18 protein-coding genes are annotated in these 24,640 nt (G+C 65.5%); 7 read left to right on the plus strand and 11 right to left on the minus strand.

The window, feature by feature from the left end:
• Nucleotides 1-7: 7 nt before the first annotated feature.
• Together AC6HZP_RS21610 and aspT are read right to left on the minus strand one after the other, a co-directional pair.
• Nucleotides 8-2,719: a decarboxylase gene (locus AC6HZP_RS21610; protein ID WP_497524482.1), complete on the minus strand. Its 2,712-nt coding sequence runs from the start codon at nt 2,717-2,719 to the stop codon at nt 8-10.
• Nucleotides 2,720-2,966: 247 nt separating this feature from the next.
• Nucleotides 2,967-4,658: an aspartate-alanine antiporter gene (gene aspT / locus AC6HZP_RS21615; RefSeq protein WP_497524483.1), complete on the minus strand. Its 1,692-nt coding sequence runs from the start codon at nt 4,656-4,658 to the stop codon at nt 2,967-2,969.
• Between the two features lie 550 nt (nt 4,659-5,208).
• Here aspT and AC6HZP_RS21620 point away from each other — a divergent pair.
• The 5 genes from AC6HZP_RS21620 (at nt 5,209) to ydiK (ending at nt 11,392) form a co-directional block, all read left to right on the plus strand.
• Nucleotides 5,209-6,390, plus strand: coding sequence for a hypothetical protein (locus AC6HZP_RS21620; protein ID WP_497524484.1), 1,182 nt, complete (start codon nt 5,209-5,211; stop codon nt 6,388-6,390).
• Between the two features lie 88 nt (nt 6,391-6,478).
• A complete protein-coding gene (locus tag AC6HZP_RS21625; protein ID WP_497524485.1) occupies nt 6,479-8,272 on the plus strand; it encodes a bifunctional aspartate transaminase/aspartate 4-decarboxylase in 1,794 nt (597 codons plus the stop codon).
• A gap of 183 nt (nt 8,273-8,455) precedes the next feature.
• A complete protein-coding gene (locus AC6HZP_RS21630; protein ID WP_497524486.1) occupies nt 8,456-8,974 on the plus strand; it encodes a hypothetical protein in 519 nt (172 codons plus the stop codon).
• Nucleotides 8,975-8,977: 3 nt separating this feature from the next.
• The gene (locus tag AC6HZP_RS21635) at nt 8,978-10,213 is read left to right on the plus strand and encodes an HlyD family secretion protein (RefSeq protein ID WP_497524487.1); all 1,236 of its coding nucleotides are present in this window, start codon (nt 8,978-8,980) and stop codon (nt 10,211-10,213) included.
• Between the two features lie 129 nt (nt 10,214-10,342).
• A complete protein-coding gene (ydiK, locus tag AC6HZP_RS21640; RefSeq protein WP_201400980.1) occupies nt 10,343-11,392 on the plus strand; it encodes an AI-2E family transporter YdiK in 1,050 nt (349 codons plus the stop codon).
• Nucleotides 11,393-11,434: 42 nt separating this feature from the next.
• Here ydiK and AC6HZP_RS21645 read toward each other — a convergent pair whose 3' ends face one another.
• Nucleotides 11,435-12,649 (minus strand): acyltransferase family protein, encoded by a 1,215-nt coding sequence (locus AC6HZP_RS21645; RefSeq protein WP_497524488.1) that lies wholly within the window; start codon nt 12,647-12,649, stop codon nt 11,435-11,437.
• Nucleotides 12,650-12,855: 206 nt separating this feature from the next.
• The gene (locus AC6HZP_RS21650) at nt 12,856-13,494 is read right to left on the minus strand and encodes a TetR/AcrR family transcriptional regulator (RefSeq protein ID WP_497524489.1); all 639 of its coding nucleotides are present in this window, start codon (nt 13,492-13,494) and stop codon (nt 12,856-12,858) included.
• A gap of 132 nt (nt 13,495-13,626) precedes the next feature.
• Between AC6HZP_RS21650 and AC6HZP_RS21655 the strand changes: the two genes are divergently transcribed.
• Complete coding sequence (locus tag AC6HZP_RS21655; protein ID WP_497524490.1) at nt 13,627-14,820, plus strand: TCR/Tet family MFS transporter; 1,194 nt, start codon at nt 13,627-13,629, stop codon at nt 14,818-14,820.
• A 65-nt stretch (nt 14,821-14,885) separates the two neighbouring features.
• On the opposite strand, the gene AC6HZP_RS21660 is transcribed toward AC6HZP_RS21655, so the two are convergent.
• From AC6HZP_RS21660 to AC6HZP_RS21670, 3 genes are all read right to left on the minus strand, one after another.
• Nucleotides 14,886-15,719, minus strand: a complete 834-nt coding sequence (locus tag AC6HZP_RS21660) for an acid phosphatase (protein WP_497524491.1) — start codon at nt 15,717-15,719, stop codon at nt 14,886-14,888.
• A 179-nt stretch (nt 15,720-15,898) separates the two neighbouring features.
• Nucleotides 15,899-17,479: a glycoside hydrolase family 43 protein gene (locus AC6HZP_RS21665; RefSeq protein ID WP_497526838.1), complete on the minus strand. Its 1,581-nt coding sequence runs from the start codon at nt 17,477-17,479 to the stop codon at nt 15,899-15,901.
• A 62-nt stretch (nt 17,480-17,541) separates the two neighbouring features.
• Nucleotides 17,542-18,477, minus strand: a complete 936-nt coding sequence (locus AC6HZP_RS21670; RefSeq protein WP_497524492.1) for an aldo/keto reductase — start codon at nt 18,475-18,477, stop codon at nt 17,542-17,544.
• 225 nt (nt 18,478-18,702) lie between these two features.
• Between AC6HZP_RS21670 and AC6HZP_RS21675 the strand changes: the two genes are divergently transcribed.
• Nucleotides 18,703-19,419 (plus strand): GntR family transcriptional regulator, encoded by a 717-nt coding sequence (locus AC6HZP_RS21675; RefSeq protein ID WP_497524493.1) that lies wholly within the window; start codon nt 18,703-18,705, stop codon nt 19,417-19,419.
• Between the two features lie 117 nt (nt 19,420-19,536).
• Here AC6HZP_RS21675 and AC6HZP_RS21680 read toward each other — a convergent pair whose 3' ends face one another.
• From AC6HZP_RS21680 to AC6HZP_RS21695, 4 genes are all read right to left on the minus strand, one after another.
• Complete coding sequence (locus AC6HZP_RS21680; RefSeq protein ID WP_497524494.1) at nt 19,537-21,504, minus strand: LamG-like jellyroll fold domain-containing protein; 1,968 nt, start codon at nt 21,502-21,504, stop codon at nt 19,537-19,539.
• 23 nt (nt 21,505-21,527) lie between these two features.
• Entirely contained in the window at nt 21,528-22,358 is an 831-nt protein-coding gene (locus AC6HZP_RS21685; RefSeq protein ID WP_497524495.1) for a carbohydrate ABC transporter permease, read from the minus strand.
• Nucleotides 22,359-22,361: 3 nt separating this feature from the next.
• The gene (locus AC6HZP_RS21690) at nt 22,362-23,252 is read right to left on the minus strand and encodes a carbohydrate ABC transporter permease (RefSeq protein WP_497524496.1); all 891 of its coding nucleotides are present in this window, start codon (nt 23,250-23,252) and stop codon (nt 22,362-22,364) included.
• 77 nt (nt 23,253-23,329) lie between these two features.
• Nucleotides 23,330-24,628 (minus strand): ABC transporter substrate-binding protein, encoded by a 1,299-nt coding sequence (locus AC6HZP_RS21695; protein ID WP_497524497.1) that lies wholly within the window; start codon nt 24,626-24,628, stop codon nt 23,330-23,332.
• Between the last annotated feature and the right edge of the window lie 12 nt (nt 24,629-24,640).

Genomic DNA, 24,640 nt, shown 5'->3' on the forward strand with positions numbered 1-24,640 from the left:
GTTCCGCTCAGCGCCTCGCCTTGGCGAGGACGGCATCCGGCTTAACCAGCTTGAGACCCCTCGCCTTCTCGTAGCCGTGGATCTCCTTCACATCGAGCTTGCGCATGAAGTCGATCGTCTCCTGCGTCAGCACCTGGCCCGGCACCATGATCGGGAAGCCCGGCGGATAGGGAATGACGAAATTGGCCGAGACCATTTCCGGCCCCTCGCGCAGCCGGCGGTCGCATTCGGCGCCGTTGAGCGGCACGTACTCGCAGACCGAGGCGTCATAGGCGTTGAAGAAGGCGGAGCGCATGTCGCCCTCCGGCGTCCCCTTGCCGGCATCGCCGCGATAGATCTCGTGGAAATGGCTGAAGTTCGGGAGATCCGGCACGTCGGTCATCAGCGATTTGACCCGCGCCGCGAAGGCCTCGCGCTCGCCCTCGCCGCCATCGGCGAGGCGCTTCTCGATGCCATGGCAGATCTCGACCAGCACGCGGACGAGATGGGCGACGTCGCTGCGGGTGTTGTTGATGTTCGACTGCAGCAACACGCTGTTGCGCGAGGTCTTGTTGAGCTGGATGTCGTATTCGTTCGCCAGCAGGCCCTTGAACTGCGTGCCATCGAAGCCCGCCGTGCCGCAGACCAGCGTCATCCGCGTCGGATCGAGATAGAATTCGTCCTCCCGCATCGCCTTCAGGGCCGTGCCCCAGTTCGCGCCGGGCGCCAGATAATCCTGGAAGCCGGACTGTCGATACGCCTCGGGGATCATCGCGTCGGCGCCGAGCACGCGGAAATATTTCGAAATCAGCGGATGCGTGTTCACCGCGTGGCGGATCTTCAGCGCGATCTCGATGGCGTTCATCACCAGCCCGTAGCCCTCGAGCTCCATCTGCCGGCGCGCGACATCGAGGCTGGCGATCAGCTGCTGGTTCGGGCTGGTCGAGGCGTGGGTGAACACCGCCTCGTGGAACTGCGCCTCGACGGTGTGGAAGTCGACATCCTTGACCAGCAGCATCGAGCCCTGACGGATCGCCGACATCGACTTGTGCGTCGAATTGGTCTGGTAGACGCGCAGCCGCACGCGGCGCGGATCCGGGATCAGATGGGTTTCGAGCAGCACCTCGTCGGAAGGGTTGTCGCCGAGTTCGGCCTGCTGCTTCTCGTAAGCCGCGATCGACTCGGGATCGCGCAGCCAAACCTCGAGATCCGCCGCCGCGCCCATCGCGGTGCGCGGGCGCAGGAAGGGCGAGAAACGGGCGAATCCGGACCAGGCCTCGTCCCACAGGAAGATCAGGTCCGGCTTGATGGCGAGGCATTCCTCCATCACCCGCCGGACATTGTACATGTGGCCGTCGAAGGTGCAGTTGGTGAGATCCAGCAGCTTTAGCCGGTCGAGCCGCCCCTCCGCCTTCAGCGCCAGCAGCGCGCGCTTGATGGTATCGAGCGGCACCGCGCCATACATCGAGTATTCCGTCATCGGGAACGCCTCGACGTAATAGGGCTGCGCCCCGGTCAGCACCATGCCGTAATGGTGCGACTTGTGGCAGTTGCGATCGACCACGGCGATGTCGCCGGGCGCGAGCAGGGCCTGCACCGCCATCTTGTTGGAGGTCGACGTGCCGTTGGTCACGAAGAAGACGTGATCGGCGCCGAAGGCGCGTGCCGCCATTTCCTGCGCGCGCTTGATGTTGCCGGTCGGCTCCAGCAGGCTATCGAGGCCGCCCGTGGTCGCGCTGCTTTCCGCCAGGAACAGGTTGAGGCCGTAGAACTCGCCCATGTCGCGGATCCAGTCGGACTGGAACACCGACTTGCCGCGCGCGATCGGCAGCGCATGGAACGTGCCGATCGGGCGGCGCGCATATTTCTTCAGATTGTCGAAGAACGGCGTCTCGAAGCGGTCCTGTACGCCCTCGAGGATGGCGAGATGCAGTTCGAGCAGTTCCTCGACCGCATAGAAGACGCGGCGCACGGAATCCGCCGCCGGATCGCCGGCGATCTGCTCGACCTGACGGTCCGAGAGCAGGTAGATATCGAGCTCGGGCCGGATCCGCTTCAGGGTCCGCGACAGGCGAAGCGCGGAGACATCCGGCCCCTCCTGCTCGCCGAGCGGATCGAGCACCGAGCGCAGCACCGGCGCGTCATGACGCGAGCGGTATGGGAAGCCCTCGGCGAGGACGACCGAGATGATCTCGGGGTTGAGGGCCGCCGCGCAGAGCGCATCCTCGAACGAACCCGCCAGAACAGGCTCGTAGATGAACGCATCCTCGGGCCGGCGCAGCCGGCGGATTTCCGCCGTGAAGGCCGGCCAGCGCGCCGCCGGCTGACTGTTGACGAACAGCACCTCGAAATAGGGACGTCGCGCGCCGCCATCGCCGACCGTCGGCGGCAGCAGGTCGGCCACCTCGTCCGCCGACCGCTCGTCATGCACGTCCCACTCGCCCGGACGATCGCGATAGGCATGCGTCAGCAGCCCGTTGGAGATCCGGCGCGCCAGCTTCGCCGCGCCGCCGGCGTCGTTGGTGGCGATGCGCTCCTTCAGAGCCGCGAGCAATCGGACGCCCGGATAGGCGTGGCACGCCTCCACGGCTTCCATATCCGCGAGCGCCGCCTCCAGCGCCGTCCGCTCGCCGCGCCCGGCCGCCCAGGAATCGGCGAGGCTTGTGATCTCGCGCCAATTATCGTCGCGCGCAGCGTGGATGAGAAGGAACTGGTCGATACGGGCGTTCTTGCGTGACATCGCGCGCTCCCAAAGTCGTTTTTGTCGCCCCACCGGCGGTCGCGCCGCCGGCTTCTTGCGATTTCACCCGGGGCGGGGAACCGCATGGGCCTTCGAGTGGGCATTCCGTTTGATTGGCCGACCGCGACGCGGCCGACCGTGATTTGGCCGACCGCGACGCGGCCGGCAGCGCATCTGCCCGGACGACCGGGCGGGGGCCGGAACGGCGGTTCGGCCCGGCGCCGGCAGAGCGGCGCCGGGCGAAGGGCTAGGTCATCAACATGACCAGGACCATGCCCCAGATCGTCAGCAGCGTGTTGCCGATCGCGTAGGTGACGGTATAGCCGAGCCCCGGAATCGAGCTCTTGGCGCGATCGTTGATCATGCCGAGCGCCGCGGTCGTGGTCCGCGCGCCCGCGCAACATCCGAACAGGATGGCCGGGTGGAACCGGAACACGTATTTGCCGACATACATCGCCAGCACCAGCGGCACGGTCGTCGCGAAAATGCCCCAGAGGAACAGGCTGAAGCCGAGCTCCCGCAGGCCGGCGACGAAGCCGGGCCCGGACGAAATGCCGACCACGGCGATGAACACGTTGAGGCCGACCGAATTCATGAACCAGACGGTAGAGGACGGGATCCGCCCGAAGGTCGGATGGACGGAGCGCAGCCAGCCGAAGAACAGGCCGGAAATCAGCGCGCCGCCCGAGGTCGACAGCGTCAGCGGCACGTTGCCGATCTTGTAGACCAGCGCGCCGATTAGCGCGCCGATGGCGATCGCGGCGCCGATGAAGGCGACATCGGCGACATTGCTCGGACGGTCGGCGACGCCGAGCGCCTTCGCCGCCGCGGTGGTATCCTGGGTCCGCCCGACGATGGTCAGGATGTCGCCGCGATTGATCTTCGTGCTCGGCAGGATCGGGATCTCGGTCGCCGTGACGCCGCGCGCGATCCGGCGCAGGAACACGCCGCGCGCCGACGGCAGCTTCGCCAGTTCGGCCAGCGTCTTGCCGTCGGCCTGCTTGCTGGTCACCAGAACGTCGACACCTTCGGTCGGCACCGCCAGCAATTCGCGATCGTCGACCTCGTCGGCAAGGGGCCCGAGCACATCGACCAGGACATCACGCCGGCCGGCCACGGCGACGATGTCGCCCGCCTGGATCACCGTATCGGCCGTCGCGTCCTCGATCTTGCCGCCCCGACGGATGCGCTCGACGAACAGGCGCTGGTCGGGGACCATGGATTCCGCCTCGCGGGCCGTTTTGCCGACGACTGGCCGGCCTTCCTCGACCCGGTAGGCGCGAAGCTCGTAATAGTGCCAGGCGGTGCCGGCGCCACCCTCCTGCTTCTTGCCGCCATGTTCGTCCTCGTAGCGCTTGCATTCCGCCTCGAGGTTGATGCCCAGAAGCGCCGGGCCGATCAGGGCGAGCACGATCGCCGAGCCGAGCGTGCCGAAAATATAGGTGACGGCATAGGCGACCGGCATCGCATCCAGCAGCCGCTTGGTCTCTTCCGGCGCCAGCGCCAGACGGTTGATGGCGTCCGTCGCCAGGCCCATCGACGCCGAAATGGTCTGCGATCCCGCATAGAGGCCCACGGCCGAGCCGACGTCGTAACCGGCGATCTTGGCGGCGATAAACGGCGCCGCGAGACAGAACAGACAGACGATCACGGCGAACACCGCCTGTGGAATACCGTCCTTGGCGATACCGCGCACGAATTGCGGCCCGACGCCGTAGCCGATCGCGAACAGGAACATCAGGAAGAACGTCGCTTTCAACGGCGGCGAGATCGTGATCCCGAGCTGTCCGATGATGACCGCCGCAATCAGCGTTGCCGTTACTGCGCCGAGACCTAGGCCCTTGTAAGTAAAAGACCCGAAGTAATACCCAAGAGCCAGGGATATGAATATTGCGATTTCTGGATAACTACGGAGCGTGTTCGCGAACCAGTCAAACATAGCGGAATCCCCCTATGAATCAGAAAGGCCGGCAACAAATCGGCGCTTCGATTTCCGCCAAAACGGGGCTGATACTACACGCTTGCACGTTTCTTTCAAGGTGCTAACATCCAGATTACCAAGAGGAATGCAAGCATAGACAAAGATAGATAGAGCACACGGAAAGCAGTATCAGCACCATCCGATTCGAATACGACGAAATTTGAAATGTTGTGGGGCCTTACATTATAACATGCGAACTTTTGGGGACAAAAAGCCAATGAGCTGTGACTCATGCCATGAGGTCACGGCCGTCCTGGTCTCCGCGCGACCGCGGCCAGAAGCGCATCCGGCCTCGCATCCCGAACGACTTTCCAATCCGCATCGACAATCGCATCCGCATCGAGGCTCTCCCGGCGGTCACAACGGGCCGGCCGACCGCGATCGTCCGCCCGCTCGCGGGCGGCAATCGCCTCCCCGGTCGCAGCCCCGGGCCGACACCGGCAAACAGGCGTTTCAAGCGGTCGCCGGCGGAGATCGCCGCGCACCCAACGGATCGGAGACGGCAACCATGCGCATTCGGCGATGGCCCCTCGCGGCGGCCCTGTCTGTCCCGCTCCTGTCGCTGGCCTCACTCCTGCCGGCCGCGGCCGCCGACGCCACGGCCCCGACCGAGGCGGAGGTCGCCAAGGCCAAGGCGACGCTGATCCCCAAGCTCAGGACCGGCAATGACGACGCCTATATCGAGCTCTACGGGCAGATCAACAAAGGCCTGCTGATCTTCGACGATGGCGGCTCGACGCTCGGCTACGGCCCGGTCGACAACGGCAATTCGTCGACCCGGGCCGGCGCGCGCATCTATGGGCGGGTCAATGACGACTGGGGGATGGGCGGCAATCTCGAATGGGAGTGGACGCCGTATTCGACCAACAGCGTCAACCAGCTCAATCGCGGCGATTTCGACTGGAGCTCCAACCTGCTGCGCAAGGCCGAGCTCTATCTGGAATCGAAAACCTACGGCAAGCTCTGGCTCGGCCAGGGCAGCATGGCCTCGGACGGATCGGCGGAGGTCGACCTCTCCGGCACGACGGTGGTCGGCTATGCGCTGGTGTCCGACATGGCGGGCGGACCGTTCTTCCGCTTTTCCGACGGAACGCTCACCTCGGTGAAGGTCAAGGACGCGTTCACCGACTTCGACGGACTGAGCCGCAAGCTGCGCGTTCGCTACGACACGCCGCAATATGCCGGCTTCACCCTGTCGTCCTCCGTCGGCACGCAGGTGGTGCCGACGACGACCGACGTCACGGTCTGGGACATCGCCGCGCGCTACGACAACACACTCGCCGACTTCAAGATCTCGGCGGCGATCGCCTATTCGCAGCCGGGCAACGACCAGTCGCTGGTCGACGGATCGGTGTCCGTGCTGCACCAGCCGTCGGGACTGAGCGTCACCGCCGCCGCCGCCTATTCGGATGAAGAGACGGTCGACGGCCGCTACGGCTATCTGAAGCTCGGCTACCAGACGAAGTATTTCGAGGCCGGCAAGACGGCTTTCTCCGTCGATGCCTATTACGGCAAGGACATCGACGCGCCCGGCAGCAGCAGTACGTCCTTCGGCGCGCAGCTCGTCCAGAATCTGGACTACTACCAGACCGAACTCTATCTGGGCCTCCGGTCCTACGACTATCAGGAACCGGCCGCCGACATCGACAAGAGCTATGCCGTCCTGGGCGGAGCCAGGGTGAAATTCTGAAGCCGGCCGGCCGATAAGCCGGAATTACAGCTGAGAACACGACGCAAAGCGGGCGATCACGCCCGGCGCGGCATTCTGGGAGGACATCATGGCAGCGATCGACTATCGCGAATACGAGAAGATGAGCCCGTTCGAGATCAAGGACGGCCTGCTCAAACTCGCCAAGCAGAGCGCGCAGAAATCCGCGCATGCCCTGCTCAACGCCGGCCGCGGCAATCCCAACTGGGTGGCGACCGCGCCGCGCGAGGGCTTCTTCCTGTTCGGCCAGTTCGCGCTGACCGAGTGCCGCCGCTCGATGGATGATCCGAAGGCGGGGCTCGCCGGCATGCCGCAGATGCGCGGCATCGCCGGGCGACTGGAAGCCTGGCTGGAAAAACACGCCGACATGCCCGGCGCATCCTTCCTGTCGCACATGGTCCAGCACGGCGTGACGGTGCTGGGCTTCGACGCCGACGCCTTCGTCTTCGAACTCACCGACTCGATCATCGGCGACAATTATCCCGTCCCCGACCGGATGCTCGTCCATGCCGAGCAGGTCGCGCACCGCTACCTGATGTGGGCGCTTTGCGGCGACAAGCCGCCGGCCGGCAAGTTCGACCTCTACGCGGTCGAGGGCGGCACGGCGGCGATGTGCTACATCTTCAAGTCGCTGATGGCGAACCGCATCCTGAAGAAGGGCGACACCATCGCGATCGGCACGCCGATCTTCACGCCCTATATCGAGATCGCCGAGCTCGAGGACTATGCGTTCCACGCCGTCCACATCAAGGCGACGCAGGAACACCGGTTCCAGTATTCCGACGAGGAGATCCAGAAGCTCGAAGACCCGAAGATCAAGGCCTTCTTCGTGGTCAATCCCGGCAACCCGACCTCGATGGCGATCGACGCCACCACGCTCGACAAGCTCGTCAACTTCGTGAAGACGAAGCGGCCGGACCTGATCCTGCTCACCGACGACGTCTACGGCACCTTCGTCAACGGCTTCCGCTCGCTGATGGCCGAACTGCCGCACAACACGATCGGCGTCTATTCCTATTCGAAATATTTCGGCTGCACGGGCTGGCGCCTCGGCGTCATCGCGCTGCACGAGGACAACATCCTCGACAAGCTGATCGGCAAGCTCCCGGCCAAGGAACTGACGGCGCTCGACCATCGCTACAGCTCGATCACGCTGGAGCCGCGCAAGCTCAAGATGATCGACCGCATCGTCGCCGACAGCCGCGACGTCGCCCTCAATCACACCGCCGGCCTGTCGCTGCCGCAGCAGGTGATGATGACGATGTTCTCGATGAGCGAGCTGATGGACAGCGAGAAGATCTATCAGAAGGCCTGCATGGAGATCTGCAACCGGCGCGTCGACAGCCTGCTGGAGGGCCTGCCGCTCGACCTGCAGCCCAATCCGAGCTTTGCCGGCTATTACGGCACGATCGATTTCGAATTCTGGCTGCGCCGCTATGTCGGCGAGGACATGGTCGCCTGGCTGAAGGAGAACGTGCATCCGCTCGATCTCGTCTATCGCCTGGCCGAGGACCATTCGATTGTGCTGCTCAACGGCGGCGGGTTCGAGGCGCCGAACTGGAGCGTGCGCGTCTCCTTCGCCAACCTCGCCGACGATGTCTACGACGACATCGGCCGGGCGGTCCGCGCCGTCGGACGCGGCTATGTCGACCGGTATGCCGCGCAAACGCAGAAGACGGTGCCCCTGGTGAAGCCGGCGGCCAAATCCGCGGCCAAGGCGACGGCCAAGCCCGCAGCCAAATCGGAGGCCAAGGCAACAGCCAAGTCGGCGGTCAAATCGGAGGCCAAGCCGGCGGCCAAGGCCGAAGCGAAGCCTGCGGCCAAGCCGGAGGTGAAGCGGGAGAAGAAGGGCAAGAAGAAGTAGCCGCACCTTCCCTTGAGGTCCGCACGCAGCCGGAAAGTCGATCCGTCTTTGAGCGAATTCAACGCAAGGTAGTCAAAGGCTTGGAGACGAGGGACGCTGTTGCGCGCCTCTCGATCTCTCTGCCATTCCTCGACGGAAGCGAGTAGGCTTCCCGCTAGAGACGGGCCTCAAGGGGTTATCTCAATGGACGACAAGCTTCATCCGGTCGCGATCGAGCATCTTCCGTTCTTCATCACCGCGCCGGGGCAGACGGACGTCCTCTTCAACGTCATGGTCGGCTTCGTGCTGGTGGTCGTGCTCGTCGTCGGCAATCTGTACTTCCAGCTGCATGCCGTCCCGGAGCGCATGGCGCATCGCGCCAATCGCGTGCAGATGGAGATCGTCGCCATCCTGGCGCTGATCTCGCTCGCCACCCACAACCACCTCTTCTGGATCGCCGGCCTGTTGCTGGCCGTGATCCAGATTCCGGACTTCTCCACCCCGATGGCGTCGATCGCCGCATCGCTGGAGAAGCTCTCCGGACGACGCGACGGCCGCGCCGAGGAACTGGCCGCGATCGAAGGCCCCCTGCCGCCGGATGCCCTCCCGGCCATTGCGGCGGACACCGGAGCGCCCGAACCGCCCGATCACCCTTCAGGATCGAAGGAGCCCCACGGGAAAAGACCGGCAACCGGCAGCCATGCGCCGAAAGAAGGACACTGAGCGATGCTTGAGTTGATGCTCTGCTCGATGCTCACGATCCTTCCCGACTATCTCTTTCGCCGCTATGTCCAGGGCAAGCGGATCGGTCGCGAGATCAACCTCTATACGGTCTGGTACGAACTGCGCTGGGGCATCACCGCCTGCCTGGTGCTGACGATCTCCCTGATCACGCTGATCTTCTACTTTCACCCGTCGACGAAGAACGTCACCGCCATCTTCCGGACGGTTTCGATCCTGCCCGAAAGCGGCGGCCGCGTCGCCAAGGTGTTCGTCGGGGTCAACGAAAAGGTCGAGGCCGGTCAGCCGCTGTTCCAGCTCGACAATTCGCAGCAGGAGGCCGCCGTCGAGACGGCCCGGCGCCGCATCGCCGAGATCGATGCCGAGACCGCGGTGGCGCAGACCGAACTGGCGGCCGCCGACGGCGTCATCAAGCAGGCGGAAGGCTCCTATCTGCAGGCGCTGGACGAGCTGGAGACCAAGCAGGAGCTCATGCGGCGCAATGCGAACGTCGTCGCCGTGCGCGAGATCGAGCGCCTGCAGGTCGCCGCCGACGGCCGGAAGGGCGCGGTCGATGCGGCGGTCTCCAACAAACAGACCCTCCAGACCAAGCTCTCCACGCTTCTGCCGGCCCAGAGGGCCAGCACCGAGGCGGCCCTCGCGCAGGCGCAGGTCGAGCTCGACAAGACGCTGGTGCGAGCCGGCGTCGCCGGCTCGCTGCAGCAGTTCACGCTGCGGCCGGGCGACGTCGTCAATCCGCTGCTGCGGCCGGCCGGCATTCTCGTCCCGGCCGAGGCGGGCCGCGGCGCGCTCATCGCCGGCTTCGGCCAGATCGAGTCGCAGGTGATGAAGGTCGGCATGATCGCCGAGGCGACCTGCGTCGGCAAACCCTTCACCATCCTCCCCATGGTGGTCACCCAGGTCCAGGACGTCATCGCGGCCGGCCAGTTCCGGCCGACGGATCTCCTGATCGACGTGCAGAAGCTCGGCCAGCCCGGCTCCATCACCGTCTATCTGGAGCCGCTCTACACCGGAGAGTTGGACGGCGTTCCGCCCGGCGGCAGCTGCATCGCCAACGCCTACACCAACAACCACGACGCGCTCGCGGCGAAGGACATCGGCACGGGGCGCTGGCTCTTCCTCCACGTCGTCGACGCGGTCGGCCTGGTGCACGCCATGATCCTGCGGCTGCAGGCGATCCTCCTCCCGGTGCAGACGCTCGTCTTCAGCGGGGGACACTGACCCCCGTCGCTCCGCGCGCGGAGCGACGACCGAGGCTGACAATAAGCCGCCGCGCCGCCGGCAAGGGCGCGGCGGATCGATCGGGGCGGCCCGGCCTGAGGACGCGCGGCACATCGAGGACGGGAAGCCATGATCGGCGAGCGACTGGATCTCACACGCATCACGCTGGCGGTTCTGTTCATCGGCGCCATCCTCGCCACCAGCATCTGGATCCTGCTGCCCTTTCTGCCGGCGATCATCTGGGCCACCACGCTGGTCGTCGCCTCCTGGCCGCTGATGCTGTGGGTGCAGCGCCATACCGGCAACCGCCGCGGCCTGGCCGCGCTGATCCTCACGCTGGTGCTGCTGCTGATCCTGATCGTGCCGTTCTGGCTCGCCATCAGCGCCGTCGCCGCCAACACCGACGAAATCGGCCGCATGATCCAGACCGTCCTGTCGCTGCACCTGCCGCCGCCGCCGGCCGGGCTCGCCGATTTTCCGCTGATCGGCGCCCGCGCCACCGAAATCTGGACCCGCCTATCGGCCGGAAAGGTCGAGTCGCTCGCGCCGCAGCTCGCGCCCTATACCGGCGCCATCACACAATGGATCGCCGCCACCGCCGGCAGCCTCGGCTCAATGTTCGTGCATTTCCTGCTGACGACGCTGATCGCAGCGATCCTCTATCTCAGCGGCGAGAAGGCGGCCGCGACGATGATCCGCTTCGGCCGACGCCTGGCCGGCGATCGCGGCGAGATGGCGGTGCGCCTCGCCGCCCAGGCCATCCGCAGCGTCGCCCTCGGCGTGGTGGTAACCGCTGTTGCCCAGAGCGCGCTCGCCGGCATCGGGCTGGCGGTGGTCGGCATCCCGTTCGCCTCGGTGCTGACGGCGATCATCTTCCTTTTATGCCTGATCCAGCTCGGCCCCGCCCTCGTCATGGTGCCGGCGGTAGCCTGGATGTATTATTCAGGCGACGCCTTCTGGGCGACGGTACTGGTCGTCTTCACCATCATCGCCGCGACCATGGACCAGCTCATCCGGCCCGCCCTCATTCGGCGGGGCGCCGATCTGCCAGTCCTGCTGATCCTAGCCGGCGTCATCGGCGGGCTCATCGCCTTCGGCATGCTCGGCATCTTCATCGGCCCGACGGTGCTGGGCGTCGCCTATACGCTCCTCAATGCCTGGATGGAGGAGCGCACGTAAGGCCGCGCGCCGAGGCGAAGCGCCGGCCGGCCGGCAGCCCCGTCAGGGCTTGGGAACGAGGACCCGGTCGCGGAGGACGAGAAAGGTCCGTTCCACGCAGAACCACAGCACCGCCGCCACGGCAAGGCTGGTGGCGAGATAGACCGCGAAGCCGAATTCTCCCTGCAGGTTCTCCTGACCGAAGATCAACCGATCGAGGTGGAAGACCGACTTGTGCGTCAGGTACAGGCTGTAGGAGAGCGTGGCGACGATCGTCATCCCCGGCACCGGCCAGCGACCAAGCACGTGCTCGAGATCCAGCATGGCGCCGAGGATGAGGGCGATGCCGATGGAAATGAGCGGGAAGCCGGCGACGGCGCCAAGCTGCGCCTGGAACACGAGGAACAGGTTCGTTCCCGCCAGCGGCCCCCGCAGGGAAAACAGGAACAGCGCGGCGACGACGAGCGCCAGTCCCAGCGGCAGCGCGACGCGCGGTTGCAGGTAGCGGCTGTAGAGTTCGGGCTTGAAGAACCGGGCGGCGGCAAGAACGACGCCGAACAGAAGGCCGTCCAGACGGGTATAGGTCGGGTAGTAGACCTCCCGGAGATAGACCGCGAAGGCGTCCCGGAGCTGGTTGGCGTCGATCAGGCTGCCGACCTGGTTTTCCCAGATGGCGTAGCGAACCAGGATCCCTGCGGCGGCGATCGCGACGGCGAGGAAGAGCGCCCAGGACACGCCGATGCGACGGTGCAGGAGGAGCACCAGCATCGGCAGCACCAGATAGAACTGCTCCTCGACGCTGAGCGTCCAGGCCTGCGAGAATGCGTTGCCCTGGCGGGGATCGAATCCAAGATTGACGGTGAAGCTGGCGAACCGCCAGACAGGCTGCATCGTCGGCGCGTCCCGAAGCACGGGAACGAGCGCATAGAGAGCGAGAACGACGAAGAAGGCGGGAAAGATCCGGAAGGCGCGACGGAGATAGAAGGACTTCAGCCCGACCGTTCCCGTCCGCGCGATCTCCTTGAACAGCTGCGTCCCGATCAGGTAGCCGCTGAGCACGAAGAAGATGTCGACGCCGAGCCAGCCGTAATTGCGAATATTCACCAGCCCGAACGGCGTCGCATCCAGAGGAAGGTGGACGAGCATGACGAGCAGGATCGCCATCGACCGCAGAACATCGGGACCGACCGCCCGCGAGCCTAGCTTCGCGGCCGAACTATATTCGGACACCCGCGCCGGAGGCGAATAGGCCTGACCGGAAATAACTATAGTATTCATTTGAAAAATCCATGACCGTCTATGAATATTAGGCACGCCATGGGACGTGTTATCTAAACTTTTAGCTTTATTTTCTCATTTCAAAATAGGCAGTTTTGGATTGGTAAAATTAACCTAAACGTTTCGTAAATAGAGATATGAGGCCATCGGCGATGGGAGCGCCGGCGCCGCCATGCCTCGCCCATCCCCGAGCCCGCTTGGATCGCTCAGACGTAGGGCGTGCCGGCCATCGCGGCCTTGAGGCCGAGGGTCCCCCTCTCGACGACGGCGAGAAAAGCGGCTTCCGCCGCCGCCGTGTCGCGGCCCCGCCGAAACGTCCGATGCCCCTCACGGAAGGCCACACTCCATGTCGCCAGCAGCAGCGCGGCCGCGAGGCGGGCGTCGGGATCGTCCGCTTCCCGCCCCACGGATTCGGCCAGCGCGACCGCCACCAGCTGCGCGAGTTCGTCCCGGATCGCCCGCGCCCGCGCCTTGAGGGTTTCGCTGGCCTCGATCGTCTCGATGAAGCCCTGGCTCCGGGCCGAGAATTCGGCATAGGGGCTCCGTTCCGCGACCAGCCGATGCGCGAGCCGCCGCAGCGTCTCGATCGGTGCGACGCCGGGTTCGCGCTGCCGGAGCGCTTCGCGCAGCCTCTCGCGCCCCTCCTCGTCACGATCGAAAAACATGTCCTCCTTGCGGGGGAAGTGATTGAATACCGTCATCCGGCCGACATCGGCGGCGGCCGCGATCTCGTCCACCGTCACATGATCGAAGCCGCGCTCGTGGAAGAGGCGCGTGGCGGCGTTGGAGATGCCCTGCCGCGTGGCGAGGCGCTTCCGGGAGCGGAGGTCGGATGGCATTGACATGGTCTCGTCCGTAGCACATTTTATGTACTGAGTACAGATTGATACTCAGTCTGGATAATTTCCGTCATGGTTGTGCGAGCCGCGCCCTCCCCCCGAGCGGCGCTCGCGGGCTCGAACAGACCGGAGCCCCGCATGAACAAGCCCCTCGTCGTCATCTTCACCGCCATCGTCCTCGATGCCGTCGGCATCGGCCTCATCTTTCCGATCCTGCCTTCGCTGCTGCAGGACGTCACCCATGCCGGCAACGTCGCGCCCTATATCGGCATTCTGACCGCGCTCTACGCCACCATGCAGTTCATCTTCGCGCCCGTACTCGGCTCGCTGAGCGACCGGCTCGGCCGGCGGCCCGTTCTGCTGATCTCGCTCGCCGGCGCGGCGATCAACTATCTGTTCCTGGCCTTCGCGCCCAGCCTCTGGATGCTGCTGCTCGGGCGCGCCATTGCCGGGCTGACCAGCGCCAACGTCTCGGTCGCGACCGCCTACATCACCGACATCACGCCGGAGAACCAGCGCGCCAGGCGCTTCGGCCTGCTCAACGCGATGTTCGGCATCGGCTTCATCATCGGCCCCGTGCTCGGCGGCGCGCTTGGCGATTACTGGCTGCGGCTGCCCTTCATCGCCGCCGCCGTGCTGAACGGCTGCAACCTGCTGCTGGCCTTTTTCGTCCTGCCGGAATCCCGCACCCCGACGCGCGAGAAGATCGACCTCGCCGCCCTCAACCCGCTGCAGCCGCTCCGCTGGGTGTTTTCGATGAAGAGCCTGCTGCCGATCATCTTCATCTTCTTCATCCTGAGCGCCACCGGCGAGGCCTATGGCATCTGCTGGGCGCTCTGGGGCAACGAGACCTTCCAGTGGAATGGCCTCTGGATCGGAATGTCGCTCGGCGCGTTCGGCATCTGCCAGGCGCTCGCCCAGGCCTTCCTGCCGGGGCCGGCGGTGAAGCTGCTCGGCGAGCGCGGGGCCATCCTGACCGGCGTCGCCAGCAGCTGCGTCGCGCTGACGGTGCTGGCCTTCGCGACCGAGGGCTGGGTGGTGTTCGCGATCATGCCGGTCTTCGCGCTCGGGGGCATCGGCGTGCCGGCGCTGCAATCGCTGGCGACACGGCAGGTCGACGAAAGCCGGCAGGGCCAGTTCCAGGGCGTGCTGGCCTCCTCGGTCAGCCTCGCCTCGATCGTGGCGCCGCTCGTCTTCTCGAGCCTCTATTTCGTGGTGCGGGCGCAGTGGCCGGGCGCGATCTGGCTGTCGGTCGTCGTCATCTACGCGATGAGCGTGCCGCTGGTGCTCGGCCTCAGGCTGAAGAAGCCGGTGGCGGTCCCGGCCACCTAGGCATCGTCTGGAAGGAGGCTTGGGCTCGACGAGCCCAAGCCTGGTCGATACGGCGATCCCCGCTTTTACTGCGTGGCGAGCGCCTTCGCCTCGGCCGCGCAATCCTGCTTCGGCGTCAGCCCCTTGGCGCGGGCGTCAGCGATTTCCTCGCGCGCGACGCGGAGATCCTCGACGAAGACCGGGTCGGCATGCAGGCGGGCGACGGTCGCAGCGCCCATGATGCGGCCGCCGTCGACATCGCTCTGCCAGTGCGCGTTGCAGACGATGCGGCTCTGGCCGAAGGCGATGCCGCGCGCGAGCAGCTCGTTGGCGCGCTCCGGCGCGATTTCCGAGAGCGCCAGCGCCCAGGCGAAGCCGGCCGCCGTATGGCCGGACGGGTAGGAACCGTCATCATGCAGGATCGCTTCCTGATCCGGCGTGCAAGTGCCCTCGCTGTGCACGACGAACGGGCGGGTGCGGTTGTACTTGTTCTTGACGCCATAGGTCGACAGGCCGGCGTCCGACATCATCTTCTTCATCAGACCGAAGAGACGCGGCGTGTTGGTTTCGTCGATCGGAACGCCCAGCGCGCAGGCGAAATTGTCGGCCGGCTGCGGGAAGACGAGATCGGCATCCAGGATCGCCTGCTTCCAGCGATCGCCACCGCGCAGCGGAACGGTCGACTGGCGGGCCTCCTCGTCGCGCGCCAGCGCCGCGCTGCCGGCGGCCGGCGGCGGGCCCAGAAGGTCGAGGCTGTTCGGCAGGTCGGCGGGCTTGAGATAGCCGGGCGCGATCGTGAAATGAGCGTCAGTGACGACGGGCGCCGGCGCCGCGCTGTCGGCAAAGGCGGGAGCGGCGGCGCCGGCGACCATCAGCGCGGCGATCTGCGCTGCCTTCGAAAGGATGTGCTTGTTCAGCATGGCTCTCATCTTATGGGGGTGAAACCGTCGAAACGCGACCCAGAGGGGTACCCGGCCACGCACCGATGTCAACATCGAAGCATAGCCTCCCTTACCATCCTGCCAACGTCGGACGATCGCGTGACATCCCATTGCCATGGCGGAATCGTTCCCGCCCCGGCCCGAGAGCGCCCCTCCCCTCAGACCGGCCTATACCTGAAGTATGCAAACGTCGCGGGCGTGGCGGTGCCGTTGAGGTCGTTGGCGGCCATGCCGACGAAGGCGCCGGTGAAGCTGCCGTCGACGCCATAGGCGCCACCCTCGTCGGAAAGGAGCGACGCATCGAGAACGGGGCCGACCGGCACGAGGTCGCCGGCTTCGCCGAGGCCGTAGAAGAACTGCAGTTTCGCTTCCCGGATGGAAAGGGCGAGCCGGACGGCGCCCTCGGCCGGCAGGGAAATCGGCGCGGCGGGAAAGCGGAGATTGCCATCTGGGAAGGAGCTCTCCGAGCTGAGGATCAGCAGCTCGCGATTGCCCTCGGCATCCGCCGTGACGGCGAGATAGTAGAAATTGTAGCGCTGATAGTAAGCAACCAGCCCCGCCATCACGCGCTCGTCGCTGGGCGCGATCTCGACGATCGTCTCGGCGTCATAGCGGAAATGGGTCTGGCGGCGCGCCACCATCGCCTGCTCGAACCAGGAGCCGATCGACTCCCGGCCGATGAGGCGGAGGCCGGTCTCGCCGGTCGAAAAGATCCGCTCGGGCTCGGGCGTGCGCAGCCACTGGAAATCGTCCGGCAGGCCGGATTTGAAGTCATAGACGCGCTCGGCGTCGAGGCCGGCATCGTCGCGCAGACCCGGCACGTCGACGACGAGTTGCGGCACGACACCGCCCGCCTTGAGCCAGAGCCAGTCGTCGCGCCATTCCACTTCCTGGATGGCGGTTTCGCGGCCGAGCACGCAGCGCTTCTTCTGGGTGATCGGACGGCCGGCGAGGTGCACGATGTAGTGCCGCCCGTCCGGCGTCTCGACCCAGTCGCCATGGCCGGTGCGCTGCAGGGGATGCAGCGGATGATCCTTGGCAGTGAAAATGTGCTTCTGTGGGTGGGTCTCGTAGGGGCCGTCGATCGTGCGGGAGCGCGCCAGCGAGACGGCGTGGTCATAGCCAGTGCCGCCCTCGGCGGTCAGCAGATAGCACCAGCCGTTGCGCTTGTAGAGATGCGGCCCCTCGGTGAGGCCGAGATCGGTGCCGTGCCAGATCGTCTTGCGCGGCCCGACCAGCCTGCCCGCGACGGGATCGAATTCCTGCAGCCGGATGCCGGCGAACATGTTGGGCCGGGCGCGGTGGTCCCACAGCATGTTGACGAACCATTTGCGGCCGTCGTCGTCATGGAACAGCGAGGGGTCGAAGCCGGAGGAATTGACATAGACGGGGTCGGACCAGGGACCGGCGATGTCGGTGGCGGTGACGATGTAGTTGTGCGTGTCCTTGAACGAGCCGTCCTTGCGCCGGACATGGGTATAGACCAGCCAGAACTTTTCGCCGTCATGGCTGAGGCACGGCGCCCAGACGCCGCAGCTGTCGGGGCTGCCGCGCATGTCGAGCTGACTGGCGCGGTTCAGCGGCCGCGTCAGCAGCGTCCAGTTGGCGAGATCCGTCGACTGATGGATCTGCACGCCCGGATACCATTCGAAGGTCGAGGTCGCGATGTAATAGGTGTCGCCGACCCGGCAGATCGACGGGTCGGGGTTGAAGCCGGGCAGGATGGGATTGGTCAGCAGGGCCATGATGCCTCTCGGCGAAAAGGGATTTTTCAGTTCAAAGGCGGAATGGCGGAGCGCTCTCAGCCCCAGTCCTTGCCCATGACGGGCGCGAGGATCGCCTGCACGGCGGCGACCAGCTCCGGATCCGGCGCCGTGCCGTACCAGTCGAGGCAGCGCCGCAGCGAGGCGCGGCTGGCCGTGCTGAACATGGTGGTGGGAATATCGGGATTGCCGGTCGCAAACTGGAAGGCGAGCTGGCTGATCGAAACGCCCCGCGCCGCGCAATAATCGGCCGCGCGGCCGAAAAGGGCGCGGTCGGCCGTCGACGCGGCATGCCAGTCGGCCGGGCCCCTCTCGGTCAGAAGGCCGGAGGCGAAGGGCGAGGCGTTGATAACGCCGATGCCCCGTTCGCGGGCGAGCGGCAGCAGTTCGAGAAGGCGCGTATCGTTCAGGCAATAATGGTTGTGCACGAGCGCTGCATCGACCGGAAACTCGGCGAAGATGCGATGCCAGAGATCCATCGGATAGATGCCGAAACTGACCGCGCCAATCCGCCCGGCCTGCTTCAACGCCAGCAGCGTCTCGAGCCCCTCGGTCAGCGCCCATTCGGTATGCTGGCGATCCTGATATTCGATGTCGTGGATGTGGAGGATGTCGAAATAGTCGGTGCCGAGCCGCTCGGCGCTCTCTTCCAGCGAGCGCGTGATGCGCGCGGCGGAATAATCGAGTGTGTCGCGGCCATACTGGTTTGGATCGGTGTATTTGCCGACCTTGGTGGAGAGCACGTAGCGAGAGCGGTCGATGCCTTTCAGCGCTTGGCCCAGAACCGTTTCCGAACGGCCGCCGCCATAGGCGGGGGCGACGTCGAAATAATTGATGCCGGCGTCGAGCGCCGCGTGCACGGTGGCGATCGCCTCTGTCTCGTCGACGTCGCGAAACACGCCGCCAAGCGCCGACGCGCCGAAGCTCAGCGCGGAAACGGAAAGGCCCGTGCGCCCGAGAGCCGCGCGCTTCATGGCTCGGCACGCATCCGGTGGATCGCGTCCGTGGCGATGGCGTGCCGCATGGAGCCCTCTCATTGCACTAAAACCGATATATCGGTATATTGCATATCCATGTGGCCAAAGCAAAGCCGAAGTGACTAGTGTCGCCTTCAACTTCTGCGAGATTTTTCGGGACTCACAATGCCCAGACCGCGCCTAGGTGCCAAAGCTCCGGCGGATACCGCGCCCCACTTTTCGGTGTCGGATATCAACCAGTCCCTGCCCAAGACGGCGCAGGTCTATGACCTGGTCCGCGGGGCCATCGTTTCGCTCGCCATGCCGCCCGGCATGGTGATCAACGAAAAGAAGATCTGCGAGGAGTTGCAGATCTCGCGCACGCCGCTGCGCGAGGCGATCCTGCAGCTGCATGCGGAAAACCTCGTCGAAGTCAGGCCGAACGCCGGCACCTTCGTGGCGCCGATCGATCTCCGCTACGTGCTGGAAGGCCAGCTGGTCCGCGACGCGCTGGAAATGAAGGTCGTCCGCTTCGCCGCCCGCCGCGCCGACAAGGCCTTCCTGGCCCGGCTCGACCTTAACATGCACCAGCAGCGGACCTGGGCGGCCGAGCGTGACTACGACCAGTTCTATGCGCAGGACGAGGCCATGCACCAGCTCATCTGCGAGCATGGCGCTTCGCCGCGCATCTGGCGGCTGGTGACCGGGGCGAAGGCGCAGCTCGATCGCGTGCGCCGCCTCCAGATGCCGGAGCCGAACCACCTCACCATCGTTTTGGCCGAACATGAAGGGATCGTCGGCGCAATCCGGGCCGGCGACGAGAATGCCGCCGCGCAGGCGATGAAGGTGCATCTCGACCGCGCGTTTCTCACCATTCGCCACCTGATGGCGGAACGCTCGGAACTGTTCGCGCCGCAGGCGGCGCCGCTGCTCGACGAGTTCGAGCGCTTTACCCTGTAGAGCGTTTTCGAGCGAAGTGGGCACCGGTTTGCGCCAGGAAAACGCGACCCACCAATACTCCAGCATCAAGAAAAGGGGTCGGCGGCAACGTGGGAGGAATTCCGCGCCGCCGACCCGTCAGCGCCTGGAGCGGAAGCGGACGGCGACCGGACGGGTCGCCGAGGCCTCGATCCAGACGATCAGATCGCTGCGTTCCGCAGCATGACGCCAGCCGATGCGCAGGCCATCGCCCTGCGGCACGACAACGCCGTCCAGCTCGACATCGACGCCATTGCCCTGCCAGCCTTCGAGAATGAAAGCCGGATTGAGGACAGGCGTCTTTTCGCTGGCGGAGAGGACGAAGGACAGATCCGTCGTCGCCGGCAGCACATAGGCCTTCTCGGCCGGATCGAAGCCGCCTTCCGCGCCGGTGAGCGGCGCCGGCGAGAGCCAGGCGGCCGCCAGCGGCACGAGGTTCCCGGCGCTCTCGCCGGTGAGCCCGTGCAGCATGATGCGCTGACGCGAGGTGGGCGTCACCTTGTAGTCGACCCATTCCGAGCCGGTCAGCACCGAGGAATGCGAGGCGCGGTCCGCCGCCACGGCGCGGCGGCCGTCGGACGGGATATCGGCGGTCGGCCAGTGGTTCCACCAGGGGAACTTTTGGCCGTCGCTCAGCGTCTCGTGGTAGTAGGGCGGGAAGAGCGGCGCCGGCTGCGGACCGTCGTCGCGCGTCAGGCACGGCTCGTCCGAGACGATCATGTAGGGGCGCTGCGACGAGCGCGTGTTGATCACGGCGATGTTGGCGCGCTCGGGCTCCGACAGGTGGCGCGGCCGCCCGTTCTCCCACGAATAGGTATGGGCTTCGCCGGCCATGTTGGCGAGGGTCACCGGTTCGATGTCGAGCACGTCCTCCGGGCGCTGGCCGGGGCCGAGAACCACGATCGATTCCTGGAATTCATGCGATTCCATCGGCTGGGTCGAATGCAGCGTGACGGACCGGATCGCCGTGCCGTCCGGGTAGATCGTGTAGACCTCGTCGGAGAAATCGGTCCAGCCGCTCACCGGGTCCTTGCGCGGGCGAACATCAAGCACGTCGACTAGCGCATAGCGCCAGTGCACGACGACGCGCGCATCGTGGCTTTCGAGGATGCGGACATGCGAATAGGCGCAGTGCCGGTCCGACATCGGCTCGGCGCAACCCGTGGCGCCATTGCCCCAGGTCTCGTTGAACTCGTTCGTGTACCAGACGCCGTCGCCGCTGACCCAGCAGGGGATGTAGTTGGTGCCGCGCCAGAAGACGACGCGATAGTCCGCCTTGTCGAAGCGCACCAGAACGTCCGGATGGTCGCCGACGCGCCAGCGCCGGTCCCAGCCGTCGTAGTATTTGAGATGCTCATAAGTGGCGCCGAAGCGCCCCTTGCCAGCCGGACCGGCCGGCATGCGACGGGGCGCGATATCCGCTGGGCCGCCCGGCACGGTCTCGAGCCGATCCGGAACGCCGTCTTCCACGCTCACCGTCTCGATCAGGCCATCGAAATAGAGAGTGATCGGGAAATGGGCATAGGGACGGATCGGCCCGGTCGGGATGATCTCGTGCCGCGTGCGGCCGACCAGCGCCTCGGGCGCTTCCGACGGACGATAGCGGCCGGAAATGCGGCTGCGACCGATTTCGACACCGTCGAGCCAGATGGAAATCGCCGTCTCGGGCTCGTAGACGAAGGCTAGGCGATGCCACTGATAGAGCCCGAGCGCGGCCTCGCCATTGACGACGTGCAGGCCCGTGCCCGTGACGAGGGTGAAGCGCGGCCGGCCGCGGTCGTCAATGCCGACGCTGAAGCCGGATTCGCCGCCGTCGCGCTCCAGCGTCAGCAGGTCGAGGATGGGGCAGACGTTCCACGGATAGGCCGCCAGCGCGACATTCGCCGAGACATGGAAGGCGCCCGACGGGACGCCCGCCGCCGGGGCCGAGACATAGGCCGAGAAGCCGTCGAACTGGAGCGACGTCGCGCCGTCGAGGCCGGCGGCCGGCACGGCATGGCCGTGGCGGACGAAATCCGGCTGCTCTGCGGCGGCGCTCCAGCGGAAGGGAGAGCGGGTCTGAGACATGGGGAGCCCTTGCAACTGCCCGATCACGCCTTGAGGGCGCCTTCGATCAGGCCACTTTGAATCTGGCGGCGGAACACGAGGAAGATGACGAGCGGCGGGCCCGTGGCGATCAGGAGCGCGGCGACCTTCAGGTTCATCAGCGCCGCGTGGCTGCCCTGGAAGGCCATCATGCCGAGGGTGACGGTGCGCAGCGACTGATCGTTCAGATAGATCAGCGGCCACATGAAGTCGTTGAAGATCCAGATGAAGTAGACAATGCCCACGGTGGCCATGGCGGGCTTTGCCAGCGGCAGCATGATGCGGACGAAGATGTTCCACTCCGACACGCCCTCGACCCGCGCCGCCTCGGCCAATTCCTTGGGAATGCCGCTGAAATAGGCCCGGAAGAAGAAGATGGCGAAGGGCACCCAGGCGAAATAGGTCAGGATCACCGAGGCATAGGTGTTGATCAGGCCGAGGCTCGCCATGAGCTTGAAGCTCGGCACCATGATGACCTGGGGCGGGATCATCATCCCGGCCAGGAAGTAGAGGAACAGCGCCTCGCGGCCCTTGAACCGGTAATGCGCCAGCGCATAGCCCGCCGCGCTGCACAGCGCGATCAGCCCGGTGACGGCGACGATCGTGATACCCAGCGAGTTCAGATAAAGCCGGGTGAAGTTGCCCTGGATCCAGGCATCGACGAAGACGCCGAGATTGGGCGTGGCGGGCCAGGAGAACGGCGACTGGTTGATCTCGGCCGTCGTCTTGAGCGCGGTAAGGACCATCCAGAGGAACGGCAGGACGACCGAGGCGGAGAGCGCGAAAAGCAGCAAATAGGCGGCGACGCGCACCCAGAGCGGAAGCGACTTGGACATGGATCAGGCCCCCTTCCGGCCACGGCCGCCCAGGACGAGCTGGACGACGCTGACGCACAGGGTGATGGCGAAGAGCATCATGGCGATGGCGGTGCCATAGCCCGGATTACCCTTCAGGAATGCCTGGCTGTACATGTAGACGCTCAGCACCTCCGAGGCGTGGAACGGACCGCCATTGGTCATGACGATGATGAGATCGAAGAGCAGGAAGGCATTCGTCGTGACCAGCACGATGACCACGGTCAGCACCGGCCGCATCAAGGGCAGCGTGATGTAGCGGGTGATGTTCCAGGGCGTGGCGCCGTCGATCCGGGCCGCCTCGAGATAGTCCTTGGGGATCGTCTGCAGGCCCGCCAGCAACAGCAGGATCGCGAAGCCGAGCTCGCGCCAGATGTAGACGAGCATGACCATCGGCAGCGCGGTGTCGCGGCTTCCGAGCCACTGATACTGCTCGACCCCCGACACGCCCATGGCCGCGAGAGCCGGGCCGACGAAGCCGACGGTCGGGCTCAGCATCTGCGTGAACAGGAGGCCGATCACCACGCTCGAAAGCACGATGGGAATGAAGAAGATGGTCGAGAAGACCGAATGGCCGCGCGGCTTGGCGTTGAGGATCAGCGCATAGATCATGCCGAGCACGATGATCGAGCAGAGCACCACCGCGACGAAGAGTAGATTGTTGCGCAGCGCGTTCCAGAACCAGCGGTCGTCGAACAGCTGGATGTAGTTCGCGAGGCCGACCCAGCGGATGGAGTCGAAGCTGATGCCGTTCCACTGCGTGAAGCTGGACAAAAGGGCGATCAGCGCGGGCAGCATCCAGAACAGGGTGTAGAAGACGAAGGCCGGCAAGAGCAGCCAGATATGGAAATGGGTCTGACCTGCAGCGCGGCGCACGGCACGTCTCCTCGGCGTATAAGAGGGAGAAGGAGGCGGCCATTCGGCCGCCCCCGGATCGCTTACTGCCCGTTCGCTTATGGCTTGAGCGAGGCGCGCAGTCCGTCCACACACTCCTGGTGCAGCGCGCCCGCCTCGGCAGGCTTGAGGTCGCCGGTAAGCACCGCGACATTCGCCTCGTTGACGTTTTCCTGCACGCATTTGACGTCCTCGATCATGTCGAGGAAGGGCGAGGCGTTCTTCGCATTGTCGAGCAGGCCGGCGATCTGGCGCAGCAGCGGGTCCATCTCCCAGCCCGAATGGTCGTACTCATAGGGGCTCAAGTCGAAGTTCTCCTCGACATAGAGCTTCTGGACCGCTTCGCTGGTCAGGAACGTCAGGAAGCGCTTGGCGGCCTCGGCGTCCTTGGTCGTGGTCGGGATGGTGAACAAGAGCGAGTTGGTGACGACAGCCGTCGGATCCGGGCTGCCGGAGACCGGCGGGAACAGCGTCAGGGCGACGTTCTTGGCGCCGTTGCCCTTGGCCATGCCGACGCCCCAGCTGCCCGTGGCGTAGAAGGGCGCGCGACCGGAGAAGAACAGGCCGGCGGCGGTGTCATTGTCGTCGGAGAGATAGCCGGGCGTGAAATAGCCCGCGTCGGCCGTCGCCTTGTAGAGCTCCCAGGCGCGCACCGGCTTGTCGTCGGTCCACTTCATCTGGGACTCGATGGATGGATCGAGCGTCTGCAGCCCGATCGCGTCATATTCCTGCTTGGTCAGAAGGCCGTGCAGGAGGTGATTGAAATAGTGATTGCCGGTCCACTGGTCGCGATCGCCGAAGGCGATCGGCGTGATGCCGGCGTCCTTGAACTTCCGGCTCGCCTCCATGAACCCTTCCCAGGTGGCGAGCGACGCCGGGTCGATGCCCTGCTCCGCCAGCATGGCCGGATTGTAGTAGAGCACGTTGCCGACCTTGAGGCCCCACAGCACGCCATAGGACTTGCCGTTGTACCGGTACATGGTCTCCAGGCCCGGCCGCAGCTTTTCCTCGATCGGCTTCACGAAATCGCTGAGGTCCGTCAGCTGGCCGGACTTCGCATACTGGAACGCATTGGAGCCGGCATTGACCTCGGCAATGTCGGGCGGCTTGCCACCGGCGAAGGCGGTGCGCAAGGCGGTTTCGTAGGCCGTGTTCTCGAACGCGGTGTGCTTGACCACGATGTCGGGATTGGCGGCGTTGAACATCTCAACCGCCTTGTTGAGCACGACGGACTCGGGCGGAGCCGACAGCTCCGACCAGAGATTGAGCGTCACGGGTTGGGCTGCTGCCTCGGCATGGGCAATCGCCAAAGCAACGCCAGCGAGCACCAGAACCCGCATGTTACGGAACCTGGACATGACCGATAGATC

Source organism: Kaistia sp. SLG-1, from assembly GCF_059699055.1.

Coding starts and splice junctions, on each gene's coding strand:
- AC6HZP_RS21610 (WP_497524482.1), bottom strand. CDS start 2,719: ATGTCACGCAAGAACGCCCGTATCGACCAGTTCCTTCTCATCCACGCT.
- aspT (WP_497524483.1), bottom strand. CDS start 4,658: ATGTTTGACTGGTTCGCGAACACGCTCCGTAGTTATCCAGAAATCGCA.
- AC6HZP_RS21620 (WP_497524484.1), top strand. CDS start 5,209: ATGCGCATTCGGCGATGGCCCCTCGCGGCGGCCCTGTCTGTCCCGCTC.
- AC6HZP_RS21625 (WP_497524485.1), top strand. CDS start 6,479: ATGGCAGCGATCGACTATCGCGAATACGAGAAGATGAGCCCGTTCGAG.
- AC6HZP_RS21630 (WP_497524486.1), top strand. CDS start 8,456: ATGGACGACAAGCTTCATCCGGTCGCGATCGAGCATCTTCCGTTCTTC.
- AC6HZP_RS21635 (WP_497524487.1), top strand. CDS start 8,978: ATGCTTGAGTTGATGCTCTGCTCGATGCTCACGATCCTTCCCGACTAT.
- ydiK (WP_201400980.1), top strand. CDS start 10,343: ATGATCGGCGAGCGACTGGATCTCACACGCATCACGCTGGCGGTTCTG.
- AC6HZP_RS21645 (WP_497524488.1), bottom strand. CDS start 12,649: ATGAATACTATAGTTATTTCCGGTCAGGCCTATTCGCCTCCGGCGCGG.
- AC6HZP_RS21650 (WP_497524489.1), bottom strand. CDS start 13,494: ATGTCAATGCCATCCGACCTCCGCTCCCGGAAGCGCCTCGCCACGCGG.
- AC6HZP_RS21655 (WP_497524490.1), top strand. CDS start 13,627: ATGAACAAGCCCCTCGTCGTCATCTTCACCGCCATCGTCCTCGATGCC.
- AC6HZP_RS21660 (WP_497524491.1), bottom strand. CDS start 15,719: ATGCTGAACAAGCACATCCTTTCGAAGGCAGCGCAGATCGCCGCGCTG.
- AC6HZP_RS21670 (WP_497524492.1), bottom strand. CDS start 18,477: ATGAAGCGCGCGGCTCTCGGGCGCACGGGCCTTTCCGTTTCCGCGCTG.
- AC6HZP_RS21680 (WP_497524494.1), bottom strand. CDS start 21,504: ATGTCTCAGACCCGCTCTCCCTTCCGCTGGAGCGCCGCCGCAGAGCAG.
- AC6HZP_RS21685 (WP_497524495.1), bottom strand. CDS start 22,358: ATGTCCAAGTCGCTTCCGCTCTGGGTGCGCGTCGCCGCCTATTTGCTG.
- AC6HZP_RS21695 (WP_497524497.1), bottom strand. CDS start 24,628: ATGTCCAGGTTCCGTAACATGCGGGTTCTGGTGCTCGCTGGCGTTGCT.